The sequence below is a fragment of the Pseudomonas sp. Au-Pse12 genome, assembly GCF_021341665.1.
GTDB lineage: Bacteria > Pseudomonadota > Gammaproteobacteria > Pseudomonadales > Pseudomonadaceae > Aquipseudomonas.
Window position 1 is genome coordinate 1 of the sequence record NZ_JAJTTH010000023.1, and the last position, 24,258, is coordinate 24,258.

Annotated in this window: 20 protein-coding genes and 1 pseudogene; 10 read left to right on the forward strand and 11 right to left on the reverse strand. The window is 64.1% G+C overall.

Translation table 11 applies throughout. The features are described from left to right. Positions 1-88: 88 nt before the first annotated feature. The 3 genes from LXM55_RS31855 to LXM55_RS31865 are packed head-to-tail and all read left to right on the forward strand — an operon-like array spanning position 89 to position 3,654. Entirely contained in the window at positions 89-748 is a 660-nt protein-coding gene (locus tag LXM55_RS31855) for a paraquat-inducible protein A (protein WP_233324112.1), read from the forward strand. Continuing rightward, positions 735-1,358 (forward strand): paraquat-inducible protein A, encoded by a 624-nt coding sequence (locus tag LXM55_RS31860; RefSeq protein ID WP_233324114.1) that lies wholly within the window; start codon positions 735-737, stop codon positions 1,356-1,358. Before LXM55_RS31855 ends, LXM55_RS31860 begins: the two co-directional genes overlap by 14 nt. Continuing rightward, complete coding sequence (locus LXM55_RS31865) at positions 1,351-3,654, forward strand: PqiB family protein (protein WP_233324115.1); 2,304 nt, start codon at positions 1,351-1,353, stop codon at positions 3,652-3,654. Before LXM55_RS31860 ends, LXM55_RS31865 begins: the two co-directional genes overlap by 8 nt. Before the next feature lie 73 nt (positions 3,655-3,727). On the opposite strand, the gene mksF is transcribed toward LXM55_RS31865, so the two are convergent. From mksF to mksB, 3 genes are read right to left on the reverse strand one after another with little or no spacing between them, the layout of a single operon-like run. Further along, positions 3,728-6,577, reverse strand: coding sequence for an Mks condensin complex protein MksF (gene mksF, locus LXM55_RS31870; RefSeq protein ID WP_233324117.1), 2,850 nt, complete (start codon positions 6,575-6,577; stop codon positions 3,728-3,730). After that, positions 6,574-7,281, reverse strand: a complete 708-nt coding sequence (gene mksE / locus LXM55_RS31875) for an Mks condensin complex protein MksE (RefSeq protein WP_047285462.1) — start codon at positions 7,279-7,281, stop codon at positions 6,574-6,576. The genes mksF and mksE overlap by 4 nt, the downstream gene beginning before the upstream one ends. Further along, positions 7,271-8,548, reverse strand: a complete 1,278-nt coding sequence (mksB, locus tag LXM55_RS31880) for an Mks condensin complex protein MksB (RefSeq protein WP_233324140.1) — start codon at positions 8,546-8,548, stop codon at positions 7,271-7,273. The genes mksE and mksB overlap by 11 nt, the downstream gene beginning before the upstream one ends. Before the next feature lie 179 nt (positions 8,549-8,727). Here mksB and LXM55_RS31885 point away from each other — a divergent pair, with 179 nt between their 5' ends. Both LXM55_RS31885 and rimI read left to right on the forward strand, forming a co-directional pair. Then, positions 8,728-9,528: an energy transducer TonB gene (locus tag LXM55_RS31885; protein ID WP_233324118.1), complete on the forward strand. Its 801-nt coding sequence runs from the start codon at positions 8,728-8,730 to the stop codon at positions 9,526-9,528. Then, a complete protein-coding gene (rimI, locus tag LXM55_RS31890) occupies positions 9,525-9,977 on the forward strand; it encodes a ribosomal protein S18-alanine N-acetyltransferase (protein ID WP_047285456.1) in 453 nt (150 codons plus the stop codon). The genes LXM55_RS31885 and rimI overlap by 4 nt, the downstream gene beginning before the upstream one ends. A gap of 72 nt (positions 9,978-10,049) precedes the next feature. Here the strand turns inward: rimI and LXM55_RS31895 are convergent. Next, a pseudogene (locus tag LXM55_RS31895) lies at positions 10,050-10,256 on the reverse strand (hypothetical protein); the annotation flags it as partial. A gap of 199 nt (positions 10,257-10,455) precedes the next feature. Between LXM55_RS31895 and can the strand changes: the two are divergent. Beyond that, positions 10,456-11,100 carry a carbonate dehydratase gene (can, locus tag LXM55_RS31900; protein WP_233324122.1) on the forward strand — a complete coding sequence of 215 codons (645 nt, stop codon included), beginning with the start codon at positions 10,456-10,458 and terminating at the stop codon, positions 11,098-11,100. 42 nt (positions 11,101-11,142) lie between these two features. On the opposite strand, the gene LXM55_RS31905 is transcribed toward can, so the two are convergent. The 5 genes from LXM55_RS31905 to LXM55_RS31925 all read right to left on the reverse strand — a co-directional run bounded on the left by LXM55_RS31905 (position 11,143) and on the right by LXM55_RS31925 (position 19,253). Further along, positions 11,143-12,315 carry a hypothetical protein gene (locus LXM55_RS31905; protein WP_233324123.1) on the reverse strand — a complete coding sequence of 391 codons (1,173 nt, stop codon included), beginning with the start codon at positions 12,313-12,315 and terminating at the stop codon, positions 11,143-11,145. Between the two features lie 109 nt (positions 12,316-12,424). After that, the gene (locus LXM55_RS31910) at positions 12,425-14,035 is read right to left on the reverse strand and encodes a J domain-containing protein (protein ID WP_233324125.1); all 1,611 of its coding nucleotides are present in this window, start codon (positions 14,033-14,035) and stop codon (positions 12,425-12,427) included. Positions 14,036-14,046: 11 nt separating this feature from the next. After that, on the reverse strand, positions 14,047-15,744 hold the full coding sequence (locus LXM55_RS31915; protein ID WP_233324127.1) for a molecular chaperone HscC: 1,698 nt from the start codon (positions 15,742-15,744) through the stop codon (positions 14,047-14,049). Positions 15,745-15,935: 191 nt separating this feature from the next. Next, positions 15,936-17,639 carry an acid phosphatase gene (locus LXM55_RS31920; protein ID WP_233324129.1) on the reverse strand — a complete coding sequence of 568 codons (1,704 nt, stop codon included), beginning with the start codon at positions 17,637-17,639 and terminating at the stop codon, positions 15,936-15,938. Between the two features lie 195 nt (positions 17,640-17,834). Further along, the gene (locus LXM55_RS31925; RefSeq protein ID WP_233324130.1) at positions 17,835-19,253 is read right to left on the reverse strand and encodes a short-chain fatty acid transporter; all 1,419 of its coding nucleotides are present in this window, start codon (positions 19,251-19,253) and stop codon (positions 17,835-17,837) included. Positions 19,254-19,367: 114 nt separating this feature from the next. Between LXM55_RS31925 and LXM55_RS31930 the strand changes: the two genes are divergently transcribed. From LXM55_RS31930 to LXM55_RS31940, 3 genes are all read left to right on the forward strand, one after another. Further along, positions 19,368-19,625 (forward strand): helix-hairpin-helix domain-containing protein, encoded by a 258-nt coding sequence (locus tag LXM55_RS31930; protein WP_233324131.1) that lies wholly within the window; start codon positions 19,368-19,370, stop codon positions 19,623-19,625. Positions 19,626-19,695: 70 nt separating this feature from the next. After that, positions 19,696-21,024, forward strand: coding sequence for an MFS transporter (locus LXM55_RS31935; RefSeq protein ID WP_233324132.1), 1,329 nt, complete (start codon positions 19,696-19,698; stop codon positions 21,022-21,024). 168 nt (positions 21,025-21,192) lie between these two features. Further along, the gene (locus LXM55_RS31940) at positions 21,193-21,711 is read left to right on the forward strand and encodes a hypothetical protein (RefSeq protein WP_233324133.1); all 519 of its coding nucleotides are present in this window, start codon (positions 21,193-21,195) and stop codon (positions 21,709-21,711) included. Positions 21,712-21,733: 22 nt separating this feature from the next. Here LXM55_RS31940 and LXM55_RS31945 read toward each other — a convergent pair whose 3' ends face one another. Further along, a complete protein-coding gene (locus LXM55_RS31945) occupies positions 21,734-22,150 on the reverse strand; it encodes a lysozyme inhibitor LprI family protein (protein ID WP_233324134.1) in 417 nt (138 codons plus the stop codon). A gap of 202 nt (positions 22,151-22,352) precedes the next feature. Here LXM55_RS31945 and LXM55_RS31950 point away from each other — a divergent pair, with 202 nt between their 5' ends. Further along, the gene (locus tag LXM55_RS31950; protein WP_233324135.1) at positions 22,353-23,249 is read left to right on the forward strand and encodes a cation diffusion facilitator family transporter; all 897 of its coding nucleotides are present in this window, start codon (positions 22,353-22,355) and stop codon (positions 23,247-23,249) included. A 52-nt stretch (positions 23,250-23,301) separates the two neighbouring features. Here LXM55_RS31950 and LXM55_RS31955 read toward each other — a convergent pair whose 3' ends face one another. Beyond that, positions 23,302-23,976 (reverse strand): heavy metal response regulator transcription factor, encoded by a 675-nt coding sequence (locus LXM55_RS31955; protein ID WP_233324136.1) that lies wholly within the window; start codon positions 23,974-23,976, stop codon positions 23,302-23,304. Positions 23,977-24,258: the final 282 nt, after the last annotated feature.

Here is a 24,258-nt window from a genome sequence, read left to right on the forward strand (position 1 = left end):
TTGCTCTTATTCGCAAACAAGTTTGCACAGTTATTTTCGAATTGGAACACTAGAATAGCCGCTACTTTCTCCACTTCCAGAGCCTTCTATGCCAGATCCGGTTGACGCCCCCGGGTTGTCAGAATTACCACTGGACGACCTGGTTGCCTGCCATGAATGCGATCTGCTGATGCGTAAGCCAAAGCTTGCGCACGGCGAGAAAGCCCAATGTCCGCGTTGTGGCTATGAGCTCTACGCGCACCGGCACAATGTGGTCGAACGGAGCCTGGCCCTGGTAATCGCCGCCTTGTTGCTCTATGTACCGGCGAACTTTCTACCGATCATGCAGCTCAATCTATTGGGGCAGTCTTCCGAAGATACTGTCTGGAGCGGCGTGCAAGGCCTGTTCGATACCGGCATGGAAGGCGTGGCACTGGTGGTGTTCCTGTGCAGCATGGGCATTCCCCTGATCAAGTTGATTTGCCAGCTCCTGGTCCTGCTGAGTATTCGCTGGGATATCGGGCGCAGTTATGGCCTGCTGCTCTACCGCATTTATCACCATCTGCGCGATTGGGGCATGCTCGAGGTCTACCTGATGGGCGTGCTGGTGGCCATCGTCAAGTTGGCTGACATGGCATCCATCACCGTGGGCCTGGGCCTGGTGTGTTTTATCAGTCTGTTGTTGGTGCAGGTCTGGCTGGAGGTGGTGATGTCGCCTCACCAGATCTGGCAAGCGTTATCGGGAGAGGACCTACATGCGGGCGATTGATGCAGGCATTCTGATCTGTACTGAATGCCACGAGTTGAACCGGCAGGAAGCCGACAGCGACGAGCAGACCTGCACGCGCTGCGGAGCCCTGGTTCACCCTCGCCGCCCCAACAGCATCCTGCGTACCTGGGCGCTGCTGCTGACCGCCGCCATTCTCTACATCCCGGCCAATCTCCTGCCGATCATGACCGTCAGTTCTCTGGGCCAGGGTGACCCCAGCACCATCATGTCCGGGGTCATCCAGTTGGTGCAGCACGGCATGTTGCCCATCGCCGCGGTGGTGTTCGTGGCCAGTATCCTGGTGCCCACCTTCAAGCTGGTGGGCATTGCCCTGCTGCTGTTCTCGGTGCAGCGTCACCAGCCGCTGTCGGCTCGGCAGCGGATCATCATGTACCGCTTTATCGAGTTCATCGGCCGTTGGTCGATGCTGGATATATTTGTCATCGCCATCCTGGTGGCGGTGGTCAACTTTGGCCGACTGGCCAGCATCGAGGCCAATCTCGGTGCGATCGCCTTTGCCAGCGTGGTGATTCTGACCATGTTGGCTGCAGTAACTTTCGATCCCCGACTGATCTGGGATAACACGGAGTCGGACGACGACCATGAGTGATTTGCCTACCGCCAAAACCCGCCCGGCCTCCAACTGGTCGGCCATCTGGGTATTGCCCCTGATTGCCCTGATCATCGGTGGCTGGCTGGGCTGGCGTGCCTACAGCCAGACCGGCATCGAGATCCAGCTGCGTTTTGAAAGCGGTGAGGGGGTCCAGGCCAACAAGACCGAAGTGGTCTACAAGGGCATGCCCGTGGGCAAGGTCAAGACCCTGGCGCTGGACGATGAGGGCAACTCCAAGGGGGTCATTGCCACGGTCGAGATGAACAAGGATGTCGAGCAGTACCTGAAGACCAACACGCGCTTCTGGCTGGTCAAGCCCAGCGTCAGCCTGGCCGGGATCACTGGCCTGGAAACCCTGGTTTCCGGCAACTACATTGCGGTCAATCCCGGTGATGGGGAACCGACGCGCAAGTTCAAGGCCCTGGTCGAAGAGCCGCCGTTGTCGGACGCCAAGCCTGGCCTGCACCTGACCATCAAGGCCGAGCGCCTGGGCTCGCTGAACCGAGGCAGCCCGGTGTTCTACAAGCAGATCCAGGTTGGCCAGATCAAAAGCTTCCTGCTTTCCGAAGACCAGAACACCGTCGAGCTCAAGGTCTACATCGAGCCGACCTACGCCAATCTGGTGCGTAAACACACACGTTTCTGGAATGCCAGCGGCATCAGCATCGATGCCAACCTGTCCGGGGTGAAGGTGCGCAGTGAATCCCTGTCCAGCATCGTTGCCGGGGGGATCGCCTTCGCCACGCCGGAAAATCGCAAGGACAGCCCGCCGACCGATCCAAGCCTGCCGTTCCGCCTCTATGAAGATTTCGACGCTGCCCAGGCCGGCATCCGGGTCAAGGTCAAGCTCACTGATTTCGAAGGCCTGCAAGCGGGGCGTACCCCTGTAATGTACAAGGGCATCCAGGTGGGCAGCCTGAAGGCATTGAAGGTCGACTCCGACCTGACCAGCGCCACCGCCGAGCTGACCCTGGACCCGCTGGCCGAGGACTACCTGGTCCAGGGCACCCAGTTCTGGACCGTCAAGCCCTCCATCTCCCTGGCCGGTATCACCGGTCTGGAGGCGCTGGTCAAAGGCAACTACATCGCCATTCGCCCCGGCGACAAGGGCGCCGCGCCCCAACGCGAGTTCGAGGCCCGGGCCAAGGCCCCGCCTCTGGATCTGCGTGCGCCCGGCCTGCACATGGTGCTGTTCACCGACAACCTCGGTTCTCTGGATGTCGGCAGCCCGATTCTCTACAAGCAGGTCAAGGTCGGTTCGGTGCAGAGCTATCAGTTCTCCCACACCCGCAAGCAACTGGTGATCGGCGTTCACATCGAGAAGGAATATGAAGGGCTGGTCAACGGTTCGACGCGCTTCTGGAATGTCAGCGGCATCACCCTGACCGGGGGCCTGGCCGGTGGCATCCAGATCAAGAGCGAGTCGCTGCAAAGCCTGATGGCCGGTGGTATCGCCTTCGAAACCCCTGTGCCCAACGTGCCGCTGAAAAAGCGCATTCCGCGTTTCCGCCTGTTCGCCAATCAGGAAGAGGCGGCGCAGCGCGGCACCCTGGTGCATATCAAGGTCGACCGCGCCGACGGTTTGCGCGCCGGCACGCCGGTGCGCTTCAAGGGCCTGGACGTGGGCAAGCTGGAAGAAGTGACCCTCAGCGCCGACCTGCAATCGGTGATGCTCAAGGCGCGCATCACCGAAGTGCCCGAGCGCATTGCCCGGGTCGGCAGCCAGTTCTGGGTGGTCAAGCCGGAGCTGGGCCTGATGAAGACCTCGAACCTGGAGACCCTGGTCACCGGCCAGTACATTGAGGTCCAGCCCGCGGCGAAGAACCAGGGCGTGCAAACCAGCTTCGTGGCCTTGCCGCAGCCGCCGGAGGCCAGCGTCCAGGAAGCCGGCCTGAGCCTGGTGCTGAGCGCGGCCCGGCGTGGCTCGCTGAAGGTCGGTGTGCCCGTGACCTACCGCGAAGTGACGGTGGGCAAGGTGACCGGCTACGAGCTGGGCCAGACGGCTGACCGGGTACTGATCCACATCCTCATCGAGCCCAAGTACGCGCCACTGGTTCGCGGTGGTACACGGTTCTGGAACAGCAGTGGATTTGGCGTGGACTTTGGCCTGTTCAAGGGCGCCACGGTACGTACCGAGTCCCTGGAAACACTGATCCAGGGCGGTATCGCCTTCGCCACCCCGGATGGCGAGCGCATGGGCAACCCGGCCCGCTCGCAACAGACGTTCCCGCTATTCGACAAGTTCGAGGATGAATGGCTGACCTGGGCACCGAAGATCCCCCTGGGCAAATAGCCCTGCAAAAGCTTTCCAATAAAAAAGGCCGCACTCGAAAGAGTGCGGCCTTTTTCGTTGCAGCATTACGCAGTCAGACTTCGTCCAGCTCCGCTTCTGCCTCGGCTTCGGGTTCCACGTTCAGAGTCGCCTTGACCTGATCATGGCGACGGATGAACTTCCAGTCCGCCTCGTCGATGTAGATGCCGTTCGGCCCGCTGCCGCCTTCCAGGTCGATGGCCACCTGGGCCGACACCTGCGGCTTCACGCTGGCCAGAATCGGCACGAAGCCCAGTTGCAGGCTGGTTTCCAGCAGCGCCGCCTGGTTGCGTTCGTCGATGTCCGCCGCCTCGTCGAGGTAGTAGGGCAGACGGATGCGCCCGGCCTGGTCGCGGTCCATCAGGTGCAGCAACAGGTACATGTTGGTCAGCGCCTTGATGGTCATGGTGGTGCCGTTGGACGCCGCGCCATCGATGTCGGTGTGGATCACCGGCTGGCCATTGACCTTGGTGATCTCGAACGCCAGCTCGAACAGGTCCTTCAGGCCCAGCTGGTTGTGGTTGGCCGCTACCAACCGCGCCAGGTACTCCTTGGCCTCTTCGTTCTTGTTGTCCTGCTCGGCGCTCTGGCTCAGGTCGAACACCGACAGGGTCTCGCCTTCCTCGTATTGCCCGGCGCTGTGGATGATCTGGTCGATGTGCTTGAGGGCTTCCTTGTTCGGCGCCAGGACGATACGGAAACTCTGCAGGTTGGACACCTGGCGCTTGTTGATCTCACGGTTGAACAGCGCCAGCTGGTGTTCCAGGCTGTCGTAGTCACTGCGGATATTGCGCAGGGTCCGGGCGATATCGGTCACCGCCGCGCGGCGCGCCTTGCCCAGGGTCAGGGCTTCTTCAGTGCGGTGCGAATAGGCGTTGATCAGCAGTTGCAGGCGGCGCTCGACGTCATCCTCGCTGTCGAACTTGGCCACGCCCTTGAGGCGTACCTGGGCATACAGCGCTTCGATCTGCCCGTCGACCCGCTGCAAGCCCTGCCAGCTGTCCTGGTAGTCGTTGAGCAGTGGCAGCAGGTTGTCCATGGAGTCGTCCACCGGGTCCATGAACGGCGTGCCGAACGGCAGGTCCGCCGGCAGCAGTTGACGGCGGCGCAGGGCATCGTCGAGGGTGCGCTGCTTGGCTTCCATGTCGGCGATCTGCCGGCCGACCAGTTGCAGCTTGGCCGACAGTTGCTGGACGCGTTCGGTGAAGGCATCGCTGGAGCGCTTGAGTTCGTCCTGGGCAGCTTCCATCTGCGCCAGTTGTTCCAGCTTTTCGCCTTCCTCGGCGCTCAGGGTCTGGGCGCGGCGGAAGTCTTCCAGGGCCTTCTGTGCATCCAGCACCTGCTGGTACAGGGCCTCGGTCTGGGTCTTGCTCGCGGCGCGGTCGGCGGCCACGGCGGCCTGGGTCTTGAGCTGCTTGAGTTCTTTTTCCAGACGCTCCTTCTGGTCGCGCAGGGCGGCGCGGTCGGCCAGGGCCTGCAAGGCTGGCGGCTCGATGTGGGAGATGTCGATGGTCAGCCCCGGCACTTCGAAACGCTCGCCCTTGAAGCCGTCGAGGATCAGCTCCACCGACTTCACCCACTCTCCGTTGTCGTCCAGGGCGATGCCGTGCTCGCCCAGGGGCAGGCTGAACAGCGCGCTGTTGAACAGGCGCATCAGGCGCTCCACGTCCTGCTGGGAGAACTCCTCGCGCAGACGGGCGTAGCTGTTGTTGTCGGCGTGATCGAGCTGCTGCTTGACCGACTTCAGGCGTTTTTCCAGATCCCGCAGGCGTTCTTCCAGGTCTTCGGCGGAGAACTGCCGGGACTGGGCCAGGGCGCCGGCCAGTTCATCGTGGGCATCCTTGGCCGCCAGCAGTTGCTGTTCCAGGACCTTGACGTCATCCACCAGGGCGAAACGGTGCTTGAGCACCGACAACTCGCCGAGCCAGCGCTGGGTGCCGGTGATTTCCCGTTCCAGGCGCATCATTTCCTGGGTACTGCTGCGCTGGTCGTTCTGCAGCGCGTCCTGCTCGCTGCGGTAGTGCTCGGCCTGGATGGTCAGCTCTTCCTTGCGCGCGCCGGCGTAGTCCGACCAGGTGCCCAGCAGCGAGTCCAGCAGCGGCGACAGGCGGTGCAGCTTGCCTCGCAGAATGTCCCGCTGCTTCACGCCGTTGGCCAGGGCTTCCACCAGAGGGCCGGCGGCCACCAGGGAGTTGTAGTCCTGCTCCATGCGCCGCACATCGCGGAAGGCTTCGTCGCAGGCGGCGATGTAGTCGACGCTGCCGGAGCGCAGGCTGTGCTCGAAGGCATCGAGGAACAGCTGCTTGAGCTTGGCCGCAGTGATTTCGCGCATGTGCAGCAGGTTGATGAACAACGCGCGGAAGGTCTTCAGGCTCTGCTCGCTGGTGGAGCGCAGCGGGATCAGGGTCAGGTCCAGGGGGATCGAGGTGTGGCCGCCCACCAGCAGGCGCCGCAGTTCATCGGGCTTGAGCTCATAGGCCTTCAGGCCCTGGCGCTCCAGGTTGGTGAACAGCTCTTTCTGCCGTAGGCAGGTGTCGTCCTTCTGGTAATGCGCCAGGTCCAGCTGGCCGGCGTAGGCGAAGAACTGGTGGCCGAAGCCGCCGCCCGGGCCGCGACCGACCACGCCAATCACGTGAGGGCCGTGAGGCAGCGAGACCTCCACCAGGATGTAGCTGGTATCGGAGGCGAAGTAGAAGCGCCGGGATTGCTCCAGGCTGTACTTGCCGAAGCTCATGTCCGACATGCGCGCCAGAATCGGGAATTGCAGGGCGTTGATCGACGCCGATTTGCCCAGGTTGTTGGCCCCGTAGACCGACAGCGGCTCTTCCAGGGGGAACAGGCCCAGGCTGTAGCCGGCGGTGTTCAGTAGGGCAAAGCGGCGGATGCCGTAGCGTTCCTTGCTCATGCGTCGAGCTCCTGTTCTTCGGCGATGGCCCGGGCCAGCGCGTCTTCTTCACTTTCTTCGGACTCGTCGAATTCGCTCAGGTCCAGCGGGTCATCGGTCTGCAGCAGTTTTTCGTCGCTGTCGTCGTCCACCAGTACCGGGGTCGGCAACGGCAGCACGCTGTGCAGGCTGGCGGCCAGGTCGCGGTCCTGCTGCACCGACAGGCAGACGTCGAGGAAGCGGTGCATCGGCGGCAGGAAGCGGTAGATGCCCGGTTCCTCGGCGGCAAAACCCAGCTGGGTCATGCGGCGCATGATCTTTTCTTCCAGCTCTTCCTGGGTCTGCACTTCGGCCTGGATGAACAGGTCGCGGTACTTTTCCAGCAGCGACGGCAGTTCGTCGCGGCCGAGGCTGCCGCCGTCGAGCACGGCGATCGGGTCGCGGCCCTGGTCGGCCAGGTGCTCCACCAGGATGAAGGTGAACAGCGCCAGGCGCTGGGCGGTCTTGTTCACCTGGGCGGCGGCGTTGTCCGGCACGAAGTAGTAGAAACCCCGGGTGTCGCACACCAGCTCGAAGCCCAGGGCCTTGAACAAGGTGCGGTACTGGTCCTGGAAGTTCGACAGCTGAGCGTACAGCTCCGGGTCGCGGCGGCTGACGTGGTAACCCTTGAACAGCTCGCGGAAGATCGGCGCCAGTTGGGACAGTTCGGAAAGATCAAGATGCATTGGCGTTGCTCGCAGAATGCTCGGCGGCGTCATCGCGGGCCGAGAGCAGGGCGAAGGAGTGCAGGCTGACCTGATGCTCCTGGGTGTGGTAGTCGCGGCGTTCGAGGCGCTCGCGCTTGAAGCGTTTTTCCCGCGACAGGCGCGAGAACCAGTACAGCAGTTCGTCGGTGGCGCCGTCCGGCTCCTGGTCCAGCAGCCAGCTCATCAGGTCCGGCATCGGCAGGGCGTCTTCGCAGCGCTCGAGCATTTCCCGAACCGTGCGCGGCGCCTTGGGGGCCAGGCCCTTGTGGGTCTTGTGGGCCTTGGGGAAACGCGCCGGCTTGGGCTCGAAGCGGGCCAGGGCGTAGACATAGGCTTCCACCTGGCCGGAGCTGCCGAGAAAGGTGCTCTGCGGACGGGTGAACATCGGCATCGCGGCCTGGGGCACCGCGTCGATGCCCTTGCGCCGGATAGCCGACAGGGCCAGGGCCGCGCCACGGGTCACGGCGTTGTGCCGGCGGGCTTCCTCACGCAGCGGCAGCAGCAATTCCCGGGCATGGCGCAGGGTCAGCTGGGCGCTGGTCTGCATTTCCAGGATCCGCGCATGGGTGCGCAGCAGCATGTCGTCGTCCACCAGGTGGCCCAGGCGCTGCTGCTCGGTGAGCAGGCGCAGCAGGACGTTTTCCACCTTGCGCACGCCTTGTTCGAAGGCGCCGTCGGCGTTCACCAACTGGATCATCGGTTCGACGTATTCGTCCCAGGTGGCCAGCACCTCGGCGTAGCGCTGGCGCAGGGGAATCTGCCGGTCGCTGGTCTTGGCGCGCTCGGCCACGGCCACCAGGGCCTGTTCGTCGTTGGCGAGCTTCTTCAGCACATCGCGCACGCGCATGTCCAGCAACCGCAGCTGGCGCGCCAGATCGTTGCCGTCGCGCACGTCGAAGGCGTCCTGGATGTAACCGGCCAGACGCTCGAGGTGGCGCAGGTAGGCTTCGATCTCCAGGCACAGGCCCAGGCGGTGCTCGCGGCGCAGGTAGGCGAGGAAGTCGTGGATCTGCGCATTGAGCTCGAAACGGTTCGGGCTTTTCGCCACCGGGACCAGGATGTCCAGGCGTATCCATACGTCCAGCAGGTGGGTGATGTCCTGGGGCGTGCTGTCCAGTTGTTGGGCAGCCAGCTGTGAACGCAGTTCGGCAAGACTCAGGGTGCCTTGGTCGAAGTGCTCGCACAGCGGCTCCAGAAGTGCCCAGTGTTCGGCGAGGGCGCGCAAGACGCGCTTGGGTTCGATCATCGGAATGGCCGGCTGGTTGGCAATGAAAAGCGGCGATTGTACTGCATCAGGCGGTCGACGATTCACCCCCCGCTCCAGGTATGAGACGGACAGTCGCTTTTGCGCGCAATCAACAGCGGGCGATCTTTGGCGAAGGACGGTAGAATCCCCCACCTCAGTTATCCACAAGTGGCCGACCTTTGCTTATCGAGTCCCGTCGTCGCGCTTATCTGTCTGCCATGCAGGTGGTCAGTTGGCTGCCGCGCAGCGAATTGCCCTTTGCCGCCCCTTCGCGCCCCGAGCTACTGGCCCTGCCGGAACCGGAGCTGGCGGCGCCGCCTGCCCCCGTGGTCGAGGCCAAGGCCCCGACGGCGCCGGTGGCAAGGACCGTCGAACGGCCGAAAATCGAGGTGCCGCGCCCATCTGCCGCCCCCGCGCGTCCGGCCAGCAAGCCTGTGGCCGATGGCGAAGAAGCCCCGGCCCCGGTGGTCAAGGCGCCGGTGGTTCCCCCGCCGCGCTTCGCCCTGCAACTGTTGCGGGCCGGCCGTTGCCTGCTGCTGGTGGAGTTACCCACAGGCGAAGCCTTCCAGAGCCGCGACCCGGCCTACCTGCTGCTCAAGGACATGCTGCGCGCCGCCGGCCTGCCGGATAGCCCGCAGATCCTCGCCGAGCCGGTACGCTGGCCGCGGCTGACCCGGGGCAACCTGGACCAGGGCCCCGAGGCTGCCCGAGATTTCGTCCAGGCCTTCGTTGGTCTGCGGGTCGAGGAAGAACCTTGTGCCTGCCTGTGGCTGGTCGGCCTGCCGGCGCTGCGTTTTGCCGGTGAGGTGAACGCCGAATCCTACAACCGCGAACTCCAGGTCGAAGGCCTGGGTTCGGCCTGGGCCTTGCCCGGCCTGGAACTATTAATGGAAGAGCCTCAGCGTAAGGCTGATGTCTGGCAAGCCATGCGTCGATTGATGACGCGCTGGAAAAGCACTGATGAGCAGAATGACCGATGAGTGACGCGTTGACCTTCCGCCTGGCCACCGAAGCGGACCTGGATGCCATCCTGAAAATCGAATATGCCGCGTTCAGCCACCCCTGGACCCGGGGCATCTTCATGGATGCCTTCAAGTCCTACGAGGTCTGGCTGATGTTCGAAGGCAGCCAGCAAGTGGGCCACGGGGTGATCCAGGTGATCATCGATGAAGCGCACCTGCTGAACATCACCGTCAAGCCGGAAAGCCAGGGCCGCGGCCTGGGCTTGCGGCTGCTGGAAGAGCTGATGAAGCGCGCCTACCAGAAGGACGCGCGGGAGTGTTTCCTCGAAGTGCGCTCCAGCAACCAGACCGCTTATCGGCTGTACGAACGCTATGGCTTCAATGAAGTGGGCCGGCGCCGCGACTACTACCCGGCGGTCGGCGGTCGTGAAGATGCCCTGGTGATGGCCTGCACTCTGGTCGACTGAGCCTCTAGCCTGCGCATGGCGGGCGTTCTCGGCTGGCGGCCAGCGAAGGCGCCACCCAGGGCGATACAAGGCTCAAGGGCTTGTTCGCCGGCAAGGCCAGGGTTTGCCATCCAGCGGGGCGCGACGTGCCCGTTCGGCTTCCTCCAGACCGCTGCCACCGCCAATCTCCGTGCCATCGACAATACTCAAGTCCCAGCCTGCGGGTTTATCGGCCCCGGCTTCCCGGGCAGAACGGGCCCCGTCCTCGCGGATCAGGGTTGCCGGGCTCAGGTCGTCGTCGATCGACCCGGGCTGGGGCGCGCTGAAGGGGCGTCGTGATTCGGTCATGGCGATTCCCCATACTTCAGGGGCTTGCAGGGTGGACCCACAGCCCCGGTGAAGATTCCCCGGCAGGGATAACCGGTATCTGCACTTATTGGCGTGACCCCGACGGGCAGTCGTCTGTCAAACCTGCGCATCATTCTTGAGGCTTCACAGCATGAACGAACTACAAGATCTGATTGATAACAACGAGCGTTGGGCCGAAGCGATCAAGCAGGAAGATCCGGACTTCTTCTCCAAGCTGGCGCGCCAGCAGACCCCGGAATACCTGTGGATCGGCTGTTCGGACGCGCGAGTGCCGGCCAACGAGATCGTCGGCATGTTGCCGGGCGACCTGTTCGTGCACCGCAATGTGGCCAACGTGGTACTGCACACCGACCTCAATTGCCTGTCGGTGATCCAGTACGCAGTGGACGTACTCAAGGTCAAACACATCCTGGTCACCGGCCACTACGGCTGTGGTGGCGTGCGCGCCTCGATGCAGGATCGCCAGCTGGGCCTGATCGATGGCTGGTTGCGCTCGATTCGCGACCTGTACTACGAGCACCGCGAGGCGCTGGGGCAGTTGCCCACGGAAGAAGAGCGGGTCGACCGCCTGTGCGAGCTGAACGTGATCCAGCAGGTGGCCAACGTCGGCCACACCAGCATCGTGCAGAACGCCTGGCATCGCGGGCAGAGCCTGTCGATCCACGGTTGCATCTACGGGATCAAGGACGGTCGCTGGAAGAGCCTGAACGCCACCATCAGCGGCTTCGAGCAGTTGCCGCCGCAGTACCGCCTGCGCCCGGTCGGCGCGATCTGACGGCCGGCTAGCCGCTGCCGGATGGCAGCGGCTGCCGCTGGCTCAGAGGTGCGGCACCTCGGTGCTTGGCGCCGGTGCCGGTGCCTTGAGCTGGTTGAGCTGGGTCTTGACCGGTGCGCTGGTGCATTTGGCCGCGGCCTGTTGCTCGGTCAGCTTGCGGACCGAGGTGTAGAACAGCTCGCAGGTCTGCACTTTCTGGGTCACCTGCCAGGTCTGGGTGCAACTGCTCAGCAGCGTATTGGGATCGGTTCCCGGCTTGCTGCCCATGCCGGCCTGCCAACAGGCTGCGCTCAAGTCCTGCCCCATGACCTTCAGTCCCGCGGCGTCGGCCTTGGCCTCGTCGTTGTCATAGTTGGCCGGGTCCGCCGCGTACCAGATGTAGCTCGGGTGGTTGGCGCCCAGTACGGGCACCTTCACCCCTTCGCTGGGGCTGATCTGCGCCAGGCCCAGCACATTCACCGTCACCCCGTATTGCTGCTTGAGCCAGTTCCGCACCGGCGCGCCGAAAGCCACCATCGGCAGGGCCGCGCCGCTGGCGTTCTGGCTGACCTGCTTGACCATGCTGGTCTGGTAGCTGTTGAAGTAGCCGTAGACGCCCTCCAGGCTCTTGCCGGCGCTGGAGGGCGCGGCGATCGGCGCGATATCGACGATGGTCTGGTAGGCCGGAGTCTGCTCGGCGGCGATGCCGTTGACGGTGAGCAGCGAGGCCCAGCGGTCGGTGGTGGCCGATTCCAGGTAGTCCTGGTAGTGGGTCAGCGAATAATCCGGCGGGAAGTGCAGCAGCTCCACGCTCTTGCGGTTTTCCAGGGCCATGCCCAGGGGCAGGAACAGGTACCAGCTGAAATCCCAGTGACCGTCTTTATTGAGCTGGCTGGCGCCCTTGTAGGCCAGGTCGCCGGCATCCAGCAGGGCGCTCAGGGGCTTGGCGTAGCCGTCCGGCACCCCGCTGATGGAGGCCAGGACCTTGTCGCCGGCGGTCTTGACGCTGACTTTTGCAGTGCTGTAGCCGTCACGCTGCACGCTCTGGGTCAGGTAGTGAGCCACCGTCTCTTCCAGGGTCCAGTTGCGATAGCAGATGACGTTGCAGTTGTTGGGGTAGGCGAACAGCTGGGTGACGCGCTGGGGGCTGCCCAGGTCGACCTCGACATCGGCTCGGGCCGTCGTACTCAAGGCGGCAGCGGTCAGCGCGAGGGTGATTCCTGCGAATTTGAACATGCTCAGATCCTTTTCAGCGTGAACCCCTCCACGGGGGCTTCTCATACTGAAACACCGCCGTGGATAGAGAAAGACAGCGGATAAAAAATCTGCCCCCCATGTACAGGGCTCAGCCCGGTATCAGCCGGGTCAGCGGGAAGGCCGGGTAGAACACCTGGCAAGCCCGGATGACACCCACCATCAGCACCAGGAAAACCGGTTGCCAGGGACTGAAGTGCGACCAGTGCAAGACGCTCAGCCAGGGATGCTTGAGCCTGAATGCTTCGCTCACATGGCCGATGCGCTTGTGGTGCAGGGCGCCAATCAGGGTAAAGCCCAGATACGTCAGCATTCCCAGCAGGCCGAGCAGGCTGGCGAATAACGCCAGCAAGGCCAGGAAAGGAACACCATGGCGTAGCAGCCTTCGATAAGGAGGCCTGTGCAGCCGTTTCGGTAGCAGGCGTTCACTCAGCCACAGGTCCAGATCCAGCAGGCGCAGCGCCACGGCGTTCCAGGCGGTCAGCGCCAAAAGCCCGAGCACCGCCACCAGCCAGCCGCAAAGTGCCGCCATGATGGCCGCCAGCACCGGCGGGTCGTGGCGTTCCTGAATGAAAAAGAGGGTGAGCGCCAGCGCGATGCCGGCCCAGGCCCGTACCCATGTTTCCCCTGTGGTGGAGGGTTGGGGCATGAATTTCTGCCAATAGAACACGTCGCTCTGGGGCAGGCGCTCGATCAGTTGAGGGAAGCGCCAGGTCAGGGTCTGTGCCAGCTGCTGGCAGGCTTGCCATTCATTCTGGGTAAAGCCGCGGGTGAGATTGCGCTGCTGGCGCGGCGACAGTGGCTTGGCGAGCAGCTGCGCCGCCAGTACTTCCGGCGCCCAGCTGTGCTCCTGCTGCAGCTTGTTTTGCAAGTCCTGGTAGAAGGTCTCCTGCTGACAGCGCTGGACCAGGTGTTGCCACATCCAGGCCGGCTCGGGGATGGCGCCGCGCTGTTCATCCCAGCCGAACACTTGGCAGACCCGCTCGAACAGCGGAACGCTCCACTGCTGTTCATTGAGCAGTATCAGCACCGTGCTTTGCCAGTACAGACGGTGATCGAAAATCTGCAGCCAAGGCTGTTCGCTGTATTGCGTCAACTGCGCGAGGAACGCCCGTTCCTGGTTGGCTTGCAGCCGGTCTTGCAGGGTCTGGCGGTAATGGCTCAGCAGGGCATCCACCAGTGCGCGTTGTTGCGCGTCGCTCATCGACAGGCTTTGCCAGGGCGTCAGCCAATCCAGGTGTTGAACCGCCCAGTCGACCAGCGCCACGCGCTGTTGGGGGTGGCTGCAGCAGTGCTCCAGCAGCAGGTTCTGGAAGTCCTGGGCGCAATGGCGGGCCTGAGCCTCTGGCCAGCGTTGCGGCAGATTGTCCAGGGTCAGGCCTTTGAGCAGGGTGTGCGCCGGTGTTGGAGCAACCGCAGTTCTTGGCGTCGGGTGCAGGGGTGGGGCCATCTCTACCAGGCCCGACCAGGCCTGCAGGTTGTCCGCAGGCAGAGCAGAGGCGACGGGCTCGGGGGCACGGTCGTCGGTTTCCTGTTCCCGCCAGCGGGCCAGTTGCAGTGCTTGCTCATAAGCCTCGCGCAGGCGCTGGAAGCCTTCGGCATCCTCATCGGGGCGGGTGCTTTTCAGGCGTTTGGCATAGCTGCGCTTGATGCTGCGCTCATCGGCATCGTCCGGTAGTTCCAGCAGGGCCCAACAATCCATGTTGCTGCTCCTCAGTGCCAGTGGCCGTTTTCCAGGCGTTGCAGTTGTTCGTTGAGCTGGCTGCGCACTTCGCGGATCTTGCGTTCGTCCTGGGTTTCCAGCACTTGCTGGAATTGCCCGGCCCAATAGCCGATCTGCTCGCGCAACTCACCCAGGCTTTCCTGATACAGGCGTTCCAGGCGGGCACTGAGCAGGGTGTTGACCTGCTGGTCGCGGGGGTGAACCTTCAATTGCGCCAGGGCCTTGAGCCGCTCCTGGATTTCCTCCGGGGTCAGCACGCCGGGGTTGTTCTCGATCACCAGGGAATGGCTTTCGCCGGTCAGGGGAATGCTCACCTGGGCTTCCAGCAGGCCGTTGATGTCGTAGGTGAAGCGCACGTCCAGCGAGACTTCACCGGCCGGGCGCTTGGGCACCTGCATTTCCAGCTGGCCGAGGGCGACGTTGTCGCGCACCAGGCGGCTCTCGCCCTGGAAGATCTTCAGCAGCACCTGTTCCTGATTGTCGTGCAGGGTCTGCACGGTCTTGACCCGGCTCACCGGCACCACGCTGTTGCGCTCGATGATCGGCAGGTAGTGCCCGCTCTCGATCTGGTTGCCGTACTGCTGGGAAGTCTCGATGCCCAGGGTGTAGGAGCAGACATCGGTCAGCACCACTTCTTCCAGGGCCGCCGAGCGGGCCTTGAGGGCGGCCTGGACCGCCGCGCCCTGGGCCACCACCTGGTCGGGGTCGAGGCTGATCGAGGGAAAGCGCCCGAACAGCCCGGCCGCCAGCTTGCGCACCAGGGGCATGCGCGTGGCGCCGCCCACCAGGAGGATTTCATCCAGGTCGCTGACGCGGATGCGCGCATCGCGCAGGGCACGTTCGATGGGCGCGCGCAGGCGTTCCAGCAAGGGCGTGTAGAGGGTCGCCAACTGCGCCTGGGTGATGGTCTGGGTCCATTGCCGGCCATCGACGCGCAGGCTGAACTCGGCGCTGGGCTCCTGGCCTAGGGCGCGGCGCACCCGCTCGGCTTCCCGGCGCAGGGCCTGGAGCACGTTCTGGCGCTCGGGAAAGCCTGCCGCCTGGCCTTGCTGTTCGATGAAGTGCTCCAGCAGCAGGCTGTCGAAATCCTCACCGCCGAGGAAGTTGTCGCCGGCGCTGGCGCGGACTTCCATGACCCCGTCGAACAGCTCCAGGATCGACACGTCGAAGGTGCCGCCACCAAGGTCGAAGACCAGGAACGAGGTTTCCTTGTCGCGCTGGTGCAGACCATAGGCCAGTGCCGCGGCGGTGGGTTCGTTGATCAGCTTTTCCACCTTCAGCCCGGCCAGCTCGCCGGCGATCCGCGTGGCCTTGCGCTGGGCGTCGCTGAAATAGGCCGGCACGCTGATCACCGCCTCTTCCACGGGCTGGCCGTAGGCGCGTTCGACATCTTCCTTGAGGCTCTTGAGCACCAGCGCGGAGAGCTCTTCCGGGCGGTAGCTCCGATCCCCCAGACGCACTTCGGTGGCGCTGCCCATGTAGCGTTTGAACAGCGCCGTGGTCTGCTGCGGGTGAGTGTGCAGGCGCTCCTTGGCGGCTTGCCCCACCAGGATCCGGCCTTCGTCGTCGAGGCCCACCACGCTGGGGGTGAGCAGCTGGCCCAGGGCATTGGGCACCCACTCGCTGGCGCTGTCGCGCCAGACCGCGACCAGGCTGTTGGTGGTCCCCAGGTCGATGCCTACGATCATGACGACGAACTCCTTTTCCAGTCGGAAAACAGATGAAACAAATAGGTGGCGCGCAGGATATTACCCGTCGGGTGGATGGGTAAAGTGGGTGATGTTATATGGCTATCATCGGTGCCGAAGCCGCTTGAGCGAAGCCGTTCTTCAGCTTCGCTCAAGCGCTGGCTGGCGGGCCCGTTGCAGGCCCGCCGGGGTCAGGCGCTGAAGTGCAGGGCGTTGGTCAGGTCGCCCATGGGCTTCTGGCCCCGGGCAAGCATGGCCTCGTCACGCTCCTTGATGCCGTCCAGGGTTTCCAGCTGGAACACCCGGGTGATCAGCCGCAGGATCGAGGCCGTGTCGTACACCGTATGGTCCACCGTGCCCTTGCGGGCGAACGGCGACACCACCAGCGCCGGAATCCGCGTGCCCGGGCCCCAGCGGTCGCCCTGGGGCGGTGCCACGTGGTCCCACCAGCCGCCGTTCTCGTCGACGGTGACAATGACCACCATGTTTTTCCACTGCGGGCTTGCGCGCAGCACTTTCAGTGCGCGGTCGATGTGCCGGTCGCCGGCGGCCACGTCGGCATAACCGGCGTGCAGGTTGAGGTTGCCCTGGGGTTTGTAGAAGGTCACCGCCGGTAGCTTGCCGGCCTCGGCATCGGCGAAGAACTTGTTGGTGCTCGACTCATCGCCCAGGCCGCCGTCACGCAGGCGCTTGGCGCGCTCGGCGGGGTTTTCCGGGCCCTGGCGCACGAAGTAGTTGAACGGCTGGTGGTGGTACTGGAAGTTGGGGATCTTGGGAATCCCGCCGGAGTCCTTGAACTGCTCCAGGGTCGCCTGCCAGGCGCCGCCGTACCAGGCCCAGTCGACGTTCTTCTTCGACAGCTTGTCGCCAATGTGCTCGTGGGTCTGGGGCACCAGCACGCTGGGCAGGTCGGGCTTGGCGTAGTCCGGGCGCTGCGGGTCGCGGATCCAGGTCGGCCAGTAGGGCGGGGCCATGGTGTTGACCGCATAGCCGTCCGGGGTCAGGGCGCTGGGGCCGAACTGCGGGGCGCCGTCCATGGCACTGGCCGGGGATTTGTCCAGCGGCTTGAGGCGGGTGCCCTTGGGGTCGTCGCCCTGCAAGGTGGCGATCTGCGACTTGGCCACCGAGTTGGCGGCGTCCGGGTAGAACGGCACCTTGGCGCTGATCAGGTATTGATGGTTGAGGAACGAGCCGCCAAAGGCGCCCTGGAAGAAGTTGTCGCAGAGCACGAACTCCCGGGCCACATCCCACAGGCGCAGGGAATAGCGGGTCTGGGCGTAGTGGCCCATGGTCAGGGCGCCGGAGTCGGCCCAGGCCACGAAACCATCGTTCTTGCCGCCGTTGATCTGCATCTGGTTCTGGTAGAACACGTGCCACAGGTCGCGGGTCACCAGGCCCAGGGGCAGGTCCTCGCCACTCGGGCCCTTGAGGGCGAACGGCGCGTTGGGCAGGTTTTCCTGGAACTGGGTTTCCACCGGGTAGGTGACGCCGTCCAGGGTTTGCGGGCCAACCTGGAGAATGCCGCCCCAGATCGGGGGCAGTTTCTGCAACAGGCTGCCGTCGCGGTCGCGTTGCTGGACGTCTTCGGGCTTGAGCGCCGAGAGTGGTTTTTCCACGCCGGGAAAGTTGGCGAACAGGTTGTTGAAGCTGCGGTTTTCGGCGAACAGCACCACCACGTTCTTCACCTGTTCCTGCAGCGCCTTGTCCAGTTCGGCCGGGGACAAGGGGCGCTCCACCGGTGGTTTGCCTCCTGGCTCGCTGGGCTGGCCGCAGGCGCTCAGGGTGGCGCCGACCCCCAGAACCGCAACGCCGCCGAGGAAACGGCGGCGGCTGGTATCGGTGGGCTGGTCGGTGGCGGATTCGGGGGTGTCGCGCAGGTCGGTGTCGTCGCTCATGTCGGCTCCTTGCTCGGCTCTCTGAGGATTCGTTACAAAGTATTTCGGTTGCACGCTAGCAATCGAATATGACGCAAAGGCTACAGGAAAGCTGCAAGAGCCTGCTGGCAAGAGCCTGGAAAAATCTGAGATCCAGGCTCGGGGAGCATGATCCACAGGCCCGCTGCGGTGGCGTGCAGCGGGCCTGCGGGCAGGTCAGGGCATGACCGGTGGCAGGTACGCCAGGGTGGTTCCCAGCGCCCAGAGCAGCACCAGCACCAAAGGCGTGTGCACCAGCAACTGGACGAACGAGAAGCCGATCAGGTCGCGGGCCTTCAAGCCCAGCACGCCCAGCAGCGGCAGCATGTAGAAGGGGTTGATCAGGTTTGGCAGGGCTTCGGCGGCGTTGTAGATCTGCACCGCCCAGCCCAGGTGGTACTGCAGGTCGTTGGCCACCTGCATCACATAGGGCGCCTCGATGATCCACTTGCCGCCGCCGGAGGGAATGAAGAAGCCCAGCACCGCCGAGTACAGCCCCATCAACAGGGCGTAGGTGTCGTGGGAGGCGATCTGCACGAAGAAGGTCGAGATGTGGTGGGCCAGGGTCTGGCCGTCCACGCCCTTGACCACGGTCATCAGCGCGGCGATCGAGCCATACAGCGGGAACTGGATCAGCACCCCGGTGGTGGTGGGCACCGCCCGGGCCACGGCATCGAGAAAGCTGCGCGGGCGCCAGTGCAACAGCGCGCCGGCCATCAGGAACAGGAAGTTGTAGGTATTGAGCCCGGAGATCGCGGTGATCGCCGGTTTGGTGGCGAACTCGTGATACAGCCAGCCGGCGGCCAGCAGCGCCAGGAGAATGGTCAGCAGCGGGCTGTACTCCAGCCACTCGCCGGGGCGGGTACGGGGTTGCGGCTTGGGCATGCTGAAGCTTGGGTCGACCCCGCAGGCCTGGGCATCCCGAGCGCTGCCGGGGCCCGGGGCGGTGGCGTAGGCGACGATCAGCGAGACCACGATCAGCGCCAGCAGCATCACCCCCGACTGCCAGAGGAAGAGGGTCTGGGTGAAGGGAATCACCCCGGTGATGGCCAGGATCGACGGCGGCAGGCTGCCCGGGTTGGCCTGCAACTGCGCGGCCGAGGACGACAGGCCCAGCGCCCACACCGCGCCCAGGCCCAGGTAGGCGGCAGCGCCGGCGGCACGGTAGTCCATGCGCAGTTCTGTGCGCCGGGCCAAGGCCCGCACCAGGAGCCCGCCGAACACCAGCGACAGGCCCCAGTTGAGCAAGGAAGCGACCATGGAAATCAGCGCCACCCAGGCCACCGCCGAGCGGCCGTTCTTGGGAATGCGCGCCAGCTTGTCGATCAGCTTCACCGCCGGCGGCGAGCTGGCCACCACGTAGCCGCCGATGACCACGAAGGCCATCTGCATGGTGAAGGGGATCAGGCTCCAGAAGCCGTCGCCAAAGGCCATGGCGGCGTCGGTGGGCTTGGCGCCCATGGCCAGGGTGGCCAGGGCGACGATGATCACCGCCAGCGCGGCGAACACCCAGGAATCGGGAAACCAGCGTTCGGCCCAGTTCGAGCAGCGCAGGGCGAAGCGGGCAGAGCGGCTATCTTGAATATCAGTGGCCACGTGAGTACCTCGGGATTCTTATGTTTATAAAGAGGTCGGCCGCCCCTGGCTGAGGTGGCCGAGAACTGTGCAAGAATGCGGCAATTACCACGGACTGCAAAGGACTCAGCCGACATGTCATTTTCCCCCGAAGAACGCGCCGCACTGCTCAAGGTCAAGGGTGTCGGGCCCACGGTCGTGGGTCGCCTGGAACAACTGGGCATCACTTCCCTGAGCCAGTTGGCCGCCGCCGATGCCCTGGAAATTGTCACTCAAGCCTCGGCGCTGGTGGGTTCCAGCTGCTGGAAAAACAGCCCCCAGGCTCGTTCCGCGATCCAGGCGGCCATCGCCATGGCCAAGGGCGCGCCTATGGCCCAGGTCGCCAACGACTGATGGTTGTTCCTCGGGACGATTGCATAGACCATGTGCAGCCTTGCTGATTGCCACCCTCCGAGTTGCTTTTATGACCCCTTCCACTGAGTCGTCGCCGGCGCGCTTTTCCCGCGCCGACTACAAGACCCTGGGCCTGGCTGCCCTGGGCGGTGCCTTGGAAATCTACGATTTCATCATCTTCGTATTTTTCGCCCTGACCCTGAGCCAGCTGTTCTTCCCCCCGGAAATGCCCGAGTGGCTGCGTCTGCTGCAAAGCTTCGGGATCTTCGTCACCGGCTACCTGGCCCGGCCCCTGGGCGGCATTCTCATGGCGCATTTCGCCGATCGCCTGGGGCGCAAGAAGGTCTTCAGCCTGAGCATCCTGATGATGGCGCTGCCCTGCCTGCTGATCGGCAGCATGCCGACCTACGCCCAGATCGGCTATTTCGCGCCCTTGCTGCTGCTGGCGCTGCGGGTGCTGCAGGGCGCCGCGGTGGGCGGTGAGGTGCCCAGCGCCTGGGTGTTCGTCGCCGAGCACGCGCCCCGGGCCCATCGCGGCTATGCCCTGGGCTTTCTCCAGGCCGGGCTGACCTTCGGTTACCTGCTGGGGGCGCTGACCGCGACCCTGCTGGCGCGGGTCTTCAGCCCCGAGGAAATCCTCGACCACGCCTGGCGCTATCCCTTCCTGCTGGGCGGGGTGTTTGGCGTGATCGGTGTCTGGTTGCGCCGCTGGCTGAGCGAAACCCCAGTGTTCGTGGCGTTGCAGCAGCAGCGCGAGAGCGCCGCCGAACTGCCCCTGCGCACCGTGCTGCGCGAGCACCGGCTGGCGATCCTGCCAGCGCTGATCCTGACCTGCGTGCTGACCTCGGCGGTGGTGGTGTTCGTGGTCATCACCCCAACCATGATGCAGAAAAGCTTCGGCATGAGCGCCAGCCACACCTTTGCCCTGAGCAGCCTGGGCATCGTCTTCCTCAACATCGGCTGCGTGCTGGCGGGGCTGATCGTCGACCGTCTCGGCGCCTGGCGCACGGTGATGCTCTACAGCCTGCTGCTGCCTTTGGGCATCGCCGTGCTGTATGGCTGCCTGATCAGCGGTGGCGCCTGGATCGGCCTGGCCTACGCCATTGCCGGCCTGGGTTGCGGCGTGGTGGGAGCGGTGCCATCGGTGATGGTCAGCCTGTTTCCGCCGCGGATTCGCGTGTCCGGAATCTCCTTTACCTACAACATCGCCTACGCCCTCTGGGCCAGTACCACCCCATTGCTGCTGATCGCGTTGATGCCCTGGAGCCCGTGGGTCTGCGTGATCTATTGCGCGCTGATGGGCGCGGTGGGGGTGATCAGCGCTGGCTACTTTGGCGGGCGTGTGGGCGAAGAGCGGCACGCAGTGATGGCGGGAAACGGCGTTGTCGATCAGCGCTAGGTTTTTTCTTTCGTGGCATGCGATCAAGCGAAGCAGCGGGCTAGAGCCTTCGCCAGAGAACCTCTGAAAACCGCCTGAAACCGGGCTGAAAAAGACCTTTCAGGCCCTGGTTTTTTCCCGCTAATCTCCCGGAATGCGCGGCCCGCGCTTGGGTTTCCGGGAGCTGTCTTGATTCGTTCGACGCTGTGTTCCTTGCGAAATTTCTCCGCCCTGGCGCCACTGTTGCAAGTGGCGCTGGTGAGCTTTGTGCTGGGGCTGGCGTTTGCCCTGATCGAGGCCTGGAGCGGCACCCAGGTGGACTATGGCCTGGAGGGCGCCAGCCCCGACAGCCTCGGTGCCCGGGTGATCGCGGTGGAGGCGGGGGCGCTGCTGGTCGAAGACCTCGACAGCGGGGAACGCCAACGCTTGCGTTTGAGCCGCGAGCTGACTCGGCTTCAGGTGCCACTCGAGCAACTGTCAGGACCGCCCCTGGTACTGAGCCACCTGCGGGGTTACCTGCTGGCTTGCACCCGTGACGGCCAGCCCTGGTGCGTCGCTCAGTGTTTCAACGCCGAGCAGTGCCAGCAGCGCTTGCGCGAGCGCGAATCCTGCCTGGGCATGTTGGTTTTTGCCTGGTTCACCAGCCTGGCCTGTGTGCTGCTGCATGGCTTGAGGCCGCGCCCGTTCTGGCCGCGAACGCGCCCCTGATGCCGCTTTCACGGGGCTGGTATCACCTGGGCAGCAGTTGATCCAGGTAGCGGGTGCGTTCGTTGCTCAGGCGGGTCACGCAGAGGTTGATCAGGGTGACATGGGCCGGTTTGCCCGGCGCCACTTCGAAGGCTTCCAGCACGCAGGTGCTGTCGCGGTATTTGATCCAGGCGCGTTGGGCGTTCTTCAATTTGCCGAGGTATTCCTGTTCTTGCAGCAGGCTGCTGGGGTACAGGTTGTGGACTCGCTCCAGCAGAGCCTGATAGCTCTGGTTGAGCGCGGCATCGGCGCGCTCCTTGTCCTGCTGGGCGCAGCGATCGACCTGTTCGCTGACACTGATGTGCTCGCAGTCCAGCGCTGCGGCCTGGGCAGGCGCCCAGCCGGCGGCTGCGGCGAGCACGGCGATGACGAGGCCAAAGATCCAGGGCTGATGAGGCATGTCGGTCCCTTGCGCTGAGAATGAAGCGGGCATTCTACCGCGCTGTTGCCCATGCAGAAGAGCCGGCTCCCGCCACGCTCAGCGGCGGCCGTGGCTGACGAGCGGATGACCGGCAGATGACAATCCGCTTATCTGGCCCTGGGCTCATGCGCGATCGAACTATCATCAGGCCGATGCTTTTCCAGCCAGCGGAGGACCTTTCATGGGCGCAGGACACAATCACGGGCAGGTAGGGGCTGGGCATGAACGCAAGTTGTGGATGGCCCTGGGGCTGACCGGCAGCTTCATGCTCGCCGAGGTCATCGGCGCCTTTGTCACCGGCAGCCTGGCGCTGTTGTCGGATGCCGCGCACATGCTCACCGACACCCTGGCGCTGGCCATCTCCCTGGTGGCGATCCAGGTCGCCAAGCGCCCGGCGGACCGCAAGCGCACCTTCGGCTACGCGCGGTTTGAAATCCTCGCGGCGGCGTTCAATGCCCTGCTGCTGTTCGTGGTGGCGTTCTACATCCTGTTCGAGGCCTGGCAACGCTTGCAGGCGCCGGCCGAAATCCAGTCCACGGGGATGCTGGTGATCGCCGTGCTGGGGCTGATCGTCAATCTGATCTCCATGGGCCTGCTGGCTTCCGGTAGCAGCGAGAGCCTCAACGTCAAGGGCGCGTACCTGGAGGTCTGGAGCGACATGCTCGGTTCACTGGGGGTGATCGTTGCCGCGCTGGTGATCATGTTCACCGGCTGGGGCTGGGTCGATTCCCTGGTGGCCGCGGCCATCGGCCTGTGGGTGCTGCCACGGACCTGGAACCTGCTCAGGGAGAGCATGAACGTGCTGCTGCAAGGGGTGCCGGACGGGGTCGATATCGATCAGGTGGAGCAGGCCATTCGCGGCGTGCCGGGGATCAGCGATGTGCACGATCTGCATATCTGGGCCCTGACCAGCGGCAAGAACGTGCTCAGCGCGCACCTGGTGGCGCACCTGCTGGAGCGCGACGAACAGGCCATCCTGGCCGAGGTCAGCGAGCTGCTGGAGGAGCGCTTCAAGATTGCCCATGTCACCTTGCAGGTGGAGCAGGCGGGGTTTCATCAACAGGCGCATGAGCCTTGAGGGGGCAGCGTTTGCCCAGGCGCCGGCTGGCCGGCGGAGGCGGCCTGGCGCGTCAGTCGCGTTCTTCGAGCACGTAACCGACGCCGCGCAACGTGTGGATCAGCTTGCGTTCGAAGGGGTCGTCGATCTTCGCCCGCAGACGGCGGATCGAAACTTCCACCACATTGGTGTCGCAGTCGAAATTCATGTCCCAGACAAAGGAAATGATCTGGGTTCGCGACAGCACCACGCCGCTCTGGCGCATCAGCAGGTGCAGCAGGGCGAACTCCTTGGTGGTCAGGTCGATGCGCTGCTTGCCGCGAAAGGCTCGGTGCCGGCCCTGGTCCAGCTCCAGGTCGGCGACCCGCAATATGTCCGGCACCGGTGCCTGTTCGCTGCGGCGCATCAGCGTGCGCACCCGGGCCAGCAGTTCGGGAAACTGGAACGGCTTGACCAGGTAATCGTCGGCGCCCAGGTCCAGGCCACGGATCTTGTCCGCCAGCCGGCCCTGGGCGGTGAGCATCATCACTCGGGTGTTACTGGCCTGGCGGATCTGCCCGAGCACGCCCCAGCCATCGATGTGCGGCAGGTTGATGTCGAGAATCACCAGGTCGTAGGCATGCTGGCGAGTCAGGTGCAGGCCGTCCGCGCCGTTGTTGGCGCAGTCCACTACATACCCGCTTTCAGTCAGGCCCTGATGCAGGTAGTCGGCGGTCTTGGGTTCGTCTTCGATGACCAGAATACGCATGGAAATATGCTTCTCGGCAGATAAAAGGCAGTGCAAGAAGAGCACGGGCAAACACCGGGAAAGGCACTGGAAGTGCACTCTTTCATGGGCGTTATTAATAAGTTGATAGTGTTAAATCAGCACTTTAAAAGTGCTTTCGATGCTCTCTTCGAATGCCTGGATGTTAATACAGAACCTTGATCCAGAGCCTTTGCTAACGGATTTGTAATCTTTGCGCCACCCTGCTGATAAGGACCGAAAGTTACAGTTGGCCGATCTTGAAACTCTCCCTGTCACTGGGCG

Coding starts and splice junctions, on each gene's coding strand:
- LXM55_RS31930 (WP_233324131.1), top strand. CDS start 19,368: ATGTCATTTTCCCCCGAAGAACGCGCCGCACTGCTCAAGGTCAAGGGT.
- LXM55_RS31950 (WP_233324135.1), top strand. CDS start 22,353: ATGGGCGCAGGACACAATCACGGGCAGGTAGGGGCTGGGCATGAACGC.
- LXM55_RS31945 (WP_233324134.1), bottom strand. CDS start 22,150: ATGCCTCATCAGCCCTGGATCTTTGGCCTCGTCATCGCCGTGCTCGCC.
- LXM55_RS31905 (WP_233324123.1), bottom strand. CDS start 12,315: ATGTTCAAATTCGCAGGAATCACCCTCGCGCTGACCGCTGCCGCCTTG.
- mksF (WP_233324117.1), bottom strand. CDS start 6,577: ATGAGCAAGGAACGCTACGGCATCCGCCGCTTTGCCCTACTGAACACC.
- LXM55_RS31935 (WP_233324132.1), top strand. CDS start 19,696: ATGACCCCTTCCACTGAGTCGTCGCCGGCGCGCTTTTCCCGCGCCGAC.
- rimI (WP_047285456.1), top strand. CDS start 9,525: ATGAGTGACGCGTTGACCTTCCGCCTGGCCACCGAAGCGGACCTGGAT.
- LXM55_RS31920 (WP_233324129.1), bottom strand. CDS start 17,639: ATGAGCGACGACACCGACCTGCGCGACACCCCCGAATCCGCCACCGAC.
- LXM55_RS31865 (WP_233324115.1), top strand. CDS start 1,351: ATGAGTGATTTGCCTACCGCCAAAACCCGCCCGGCCTCCAACTGGTCG.
- mksE (WP_047285462.1), bottom strand. CDS start 7,281: ATGCATCTTGATCTTTCCGAACTGTCCCAACTGGCGCCGATCTTCCGC.
- LXM55_RS31915 (WP_233324127.1), bottom strand. CDS start 15,744: ATGATCGTAGGCATCGACCTGGGGACCACCAACAGCCTGGTCGCGGTC.
- can (WP_233324122.1), top strand. CDS start 10,456: ATGAACGAACTACAAGATCTGATTGATAACAACGAGCGTTGGGCCGAA.
- LXM55_RS31955 (WP_233324136.1), bottom strand. CDS start 23,976: ATGCGTATTCTGGTCATCGAAGACGAACCCAAGACCGCCGACTACCTG.
- LXM55_RS31910 (WP_233324125.1), bottom strand. CDS start 14,035: ATGGATTGTTGGGCCCTGCTGGAACTACCGGACGATGCCGATGAGCGC.
- LXM55_RS31860 (WP_233324114.1), top strand. CDS start 735: ATGCGGGCGATTGATGCAGGCATTCTGATCTGTACTGAATGCCACGAG.
- LXM55_RS31855 (WP_233324112.1), top strand. CDS start 89: ATGCCAGATCCGGTTGACGCCCCCGGGTTGTCAGAATTACCACTGGAC.
- mksB (WP_233324140.1), bottom strand. CDS start 8,548: ATGATCGAACCCAAGCGCGTCTTGCGCGCCCTCGCCGAACACTGGGCA.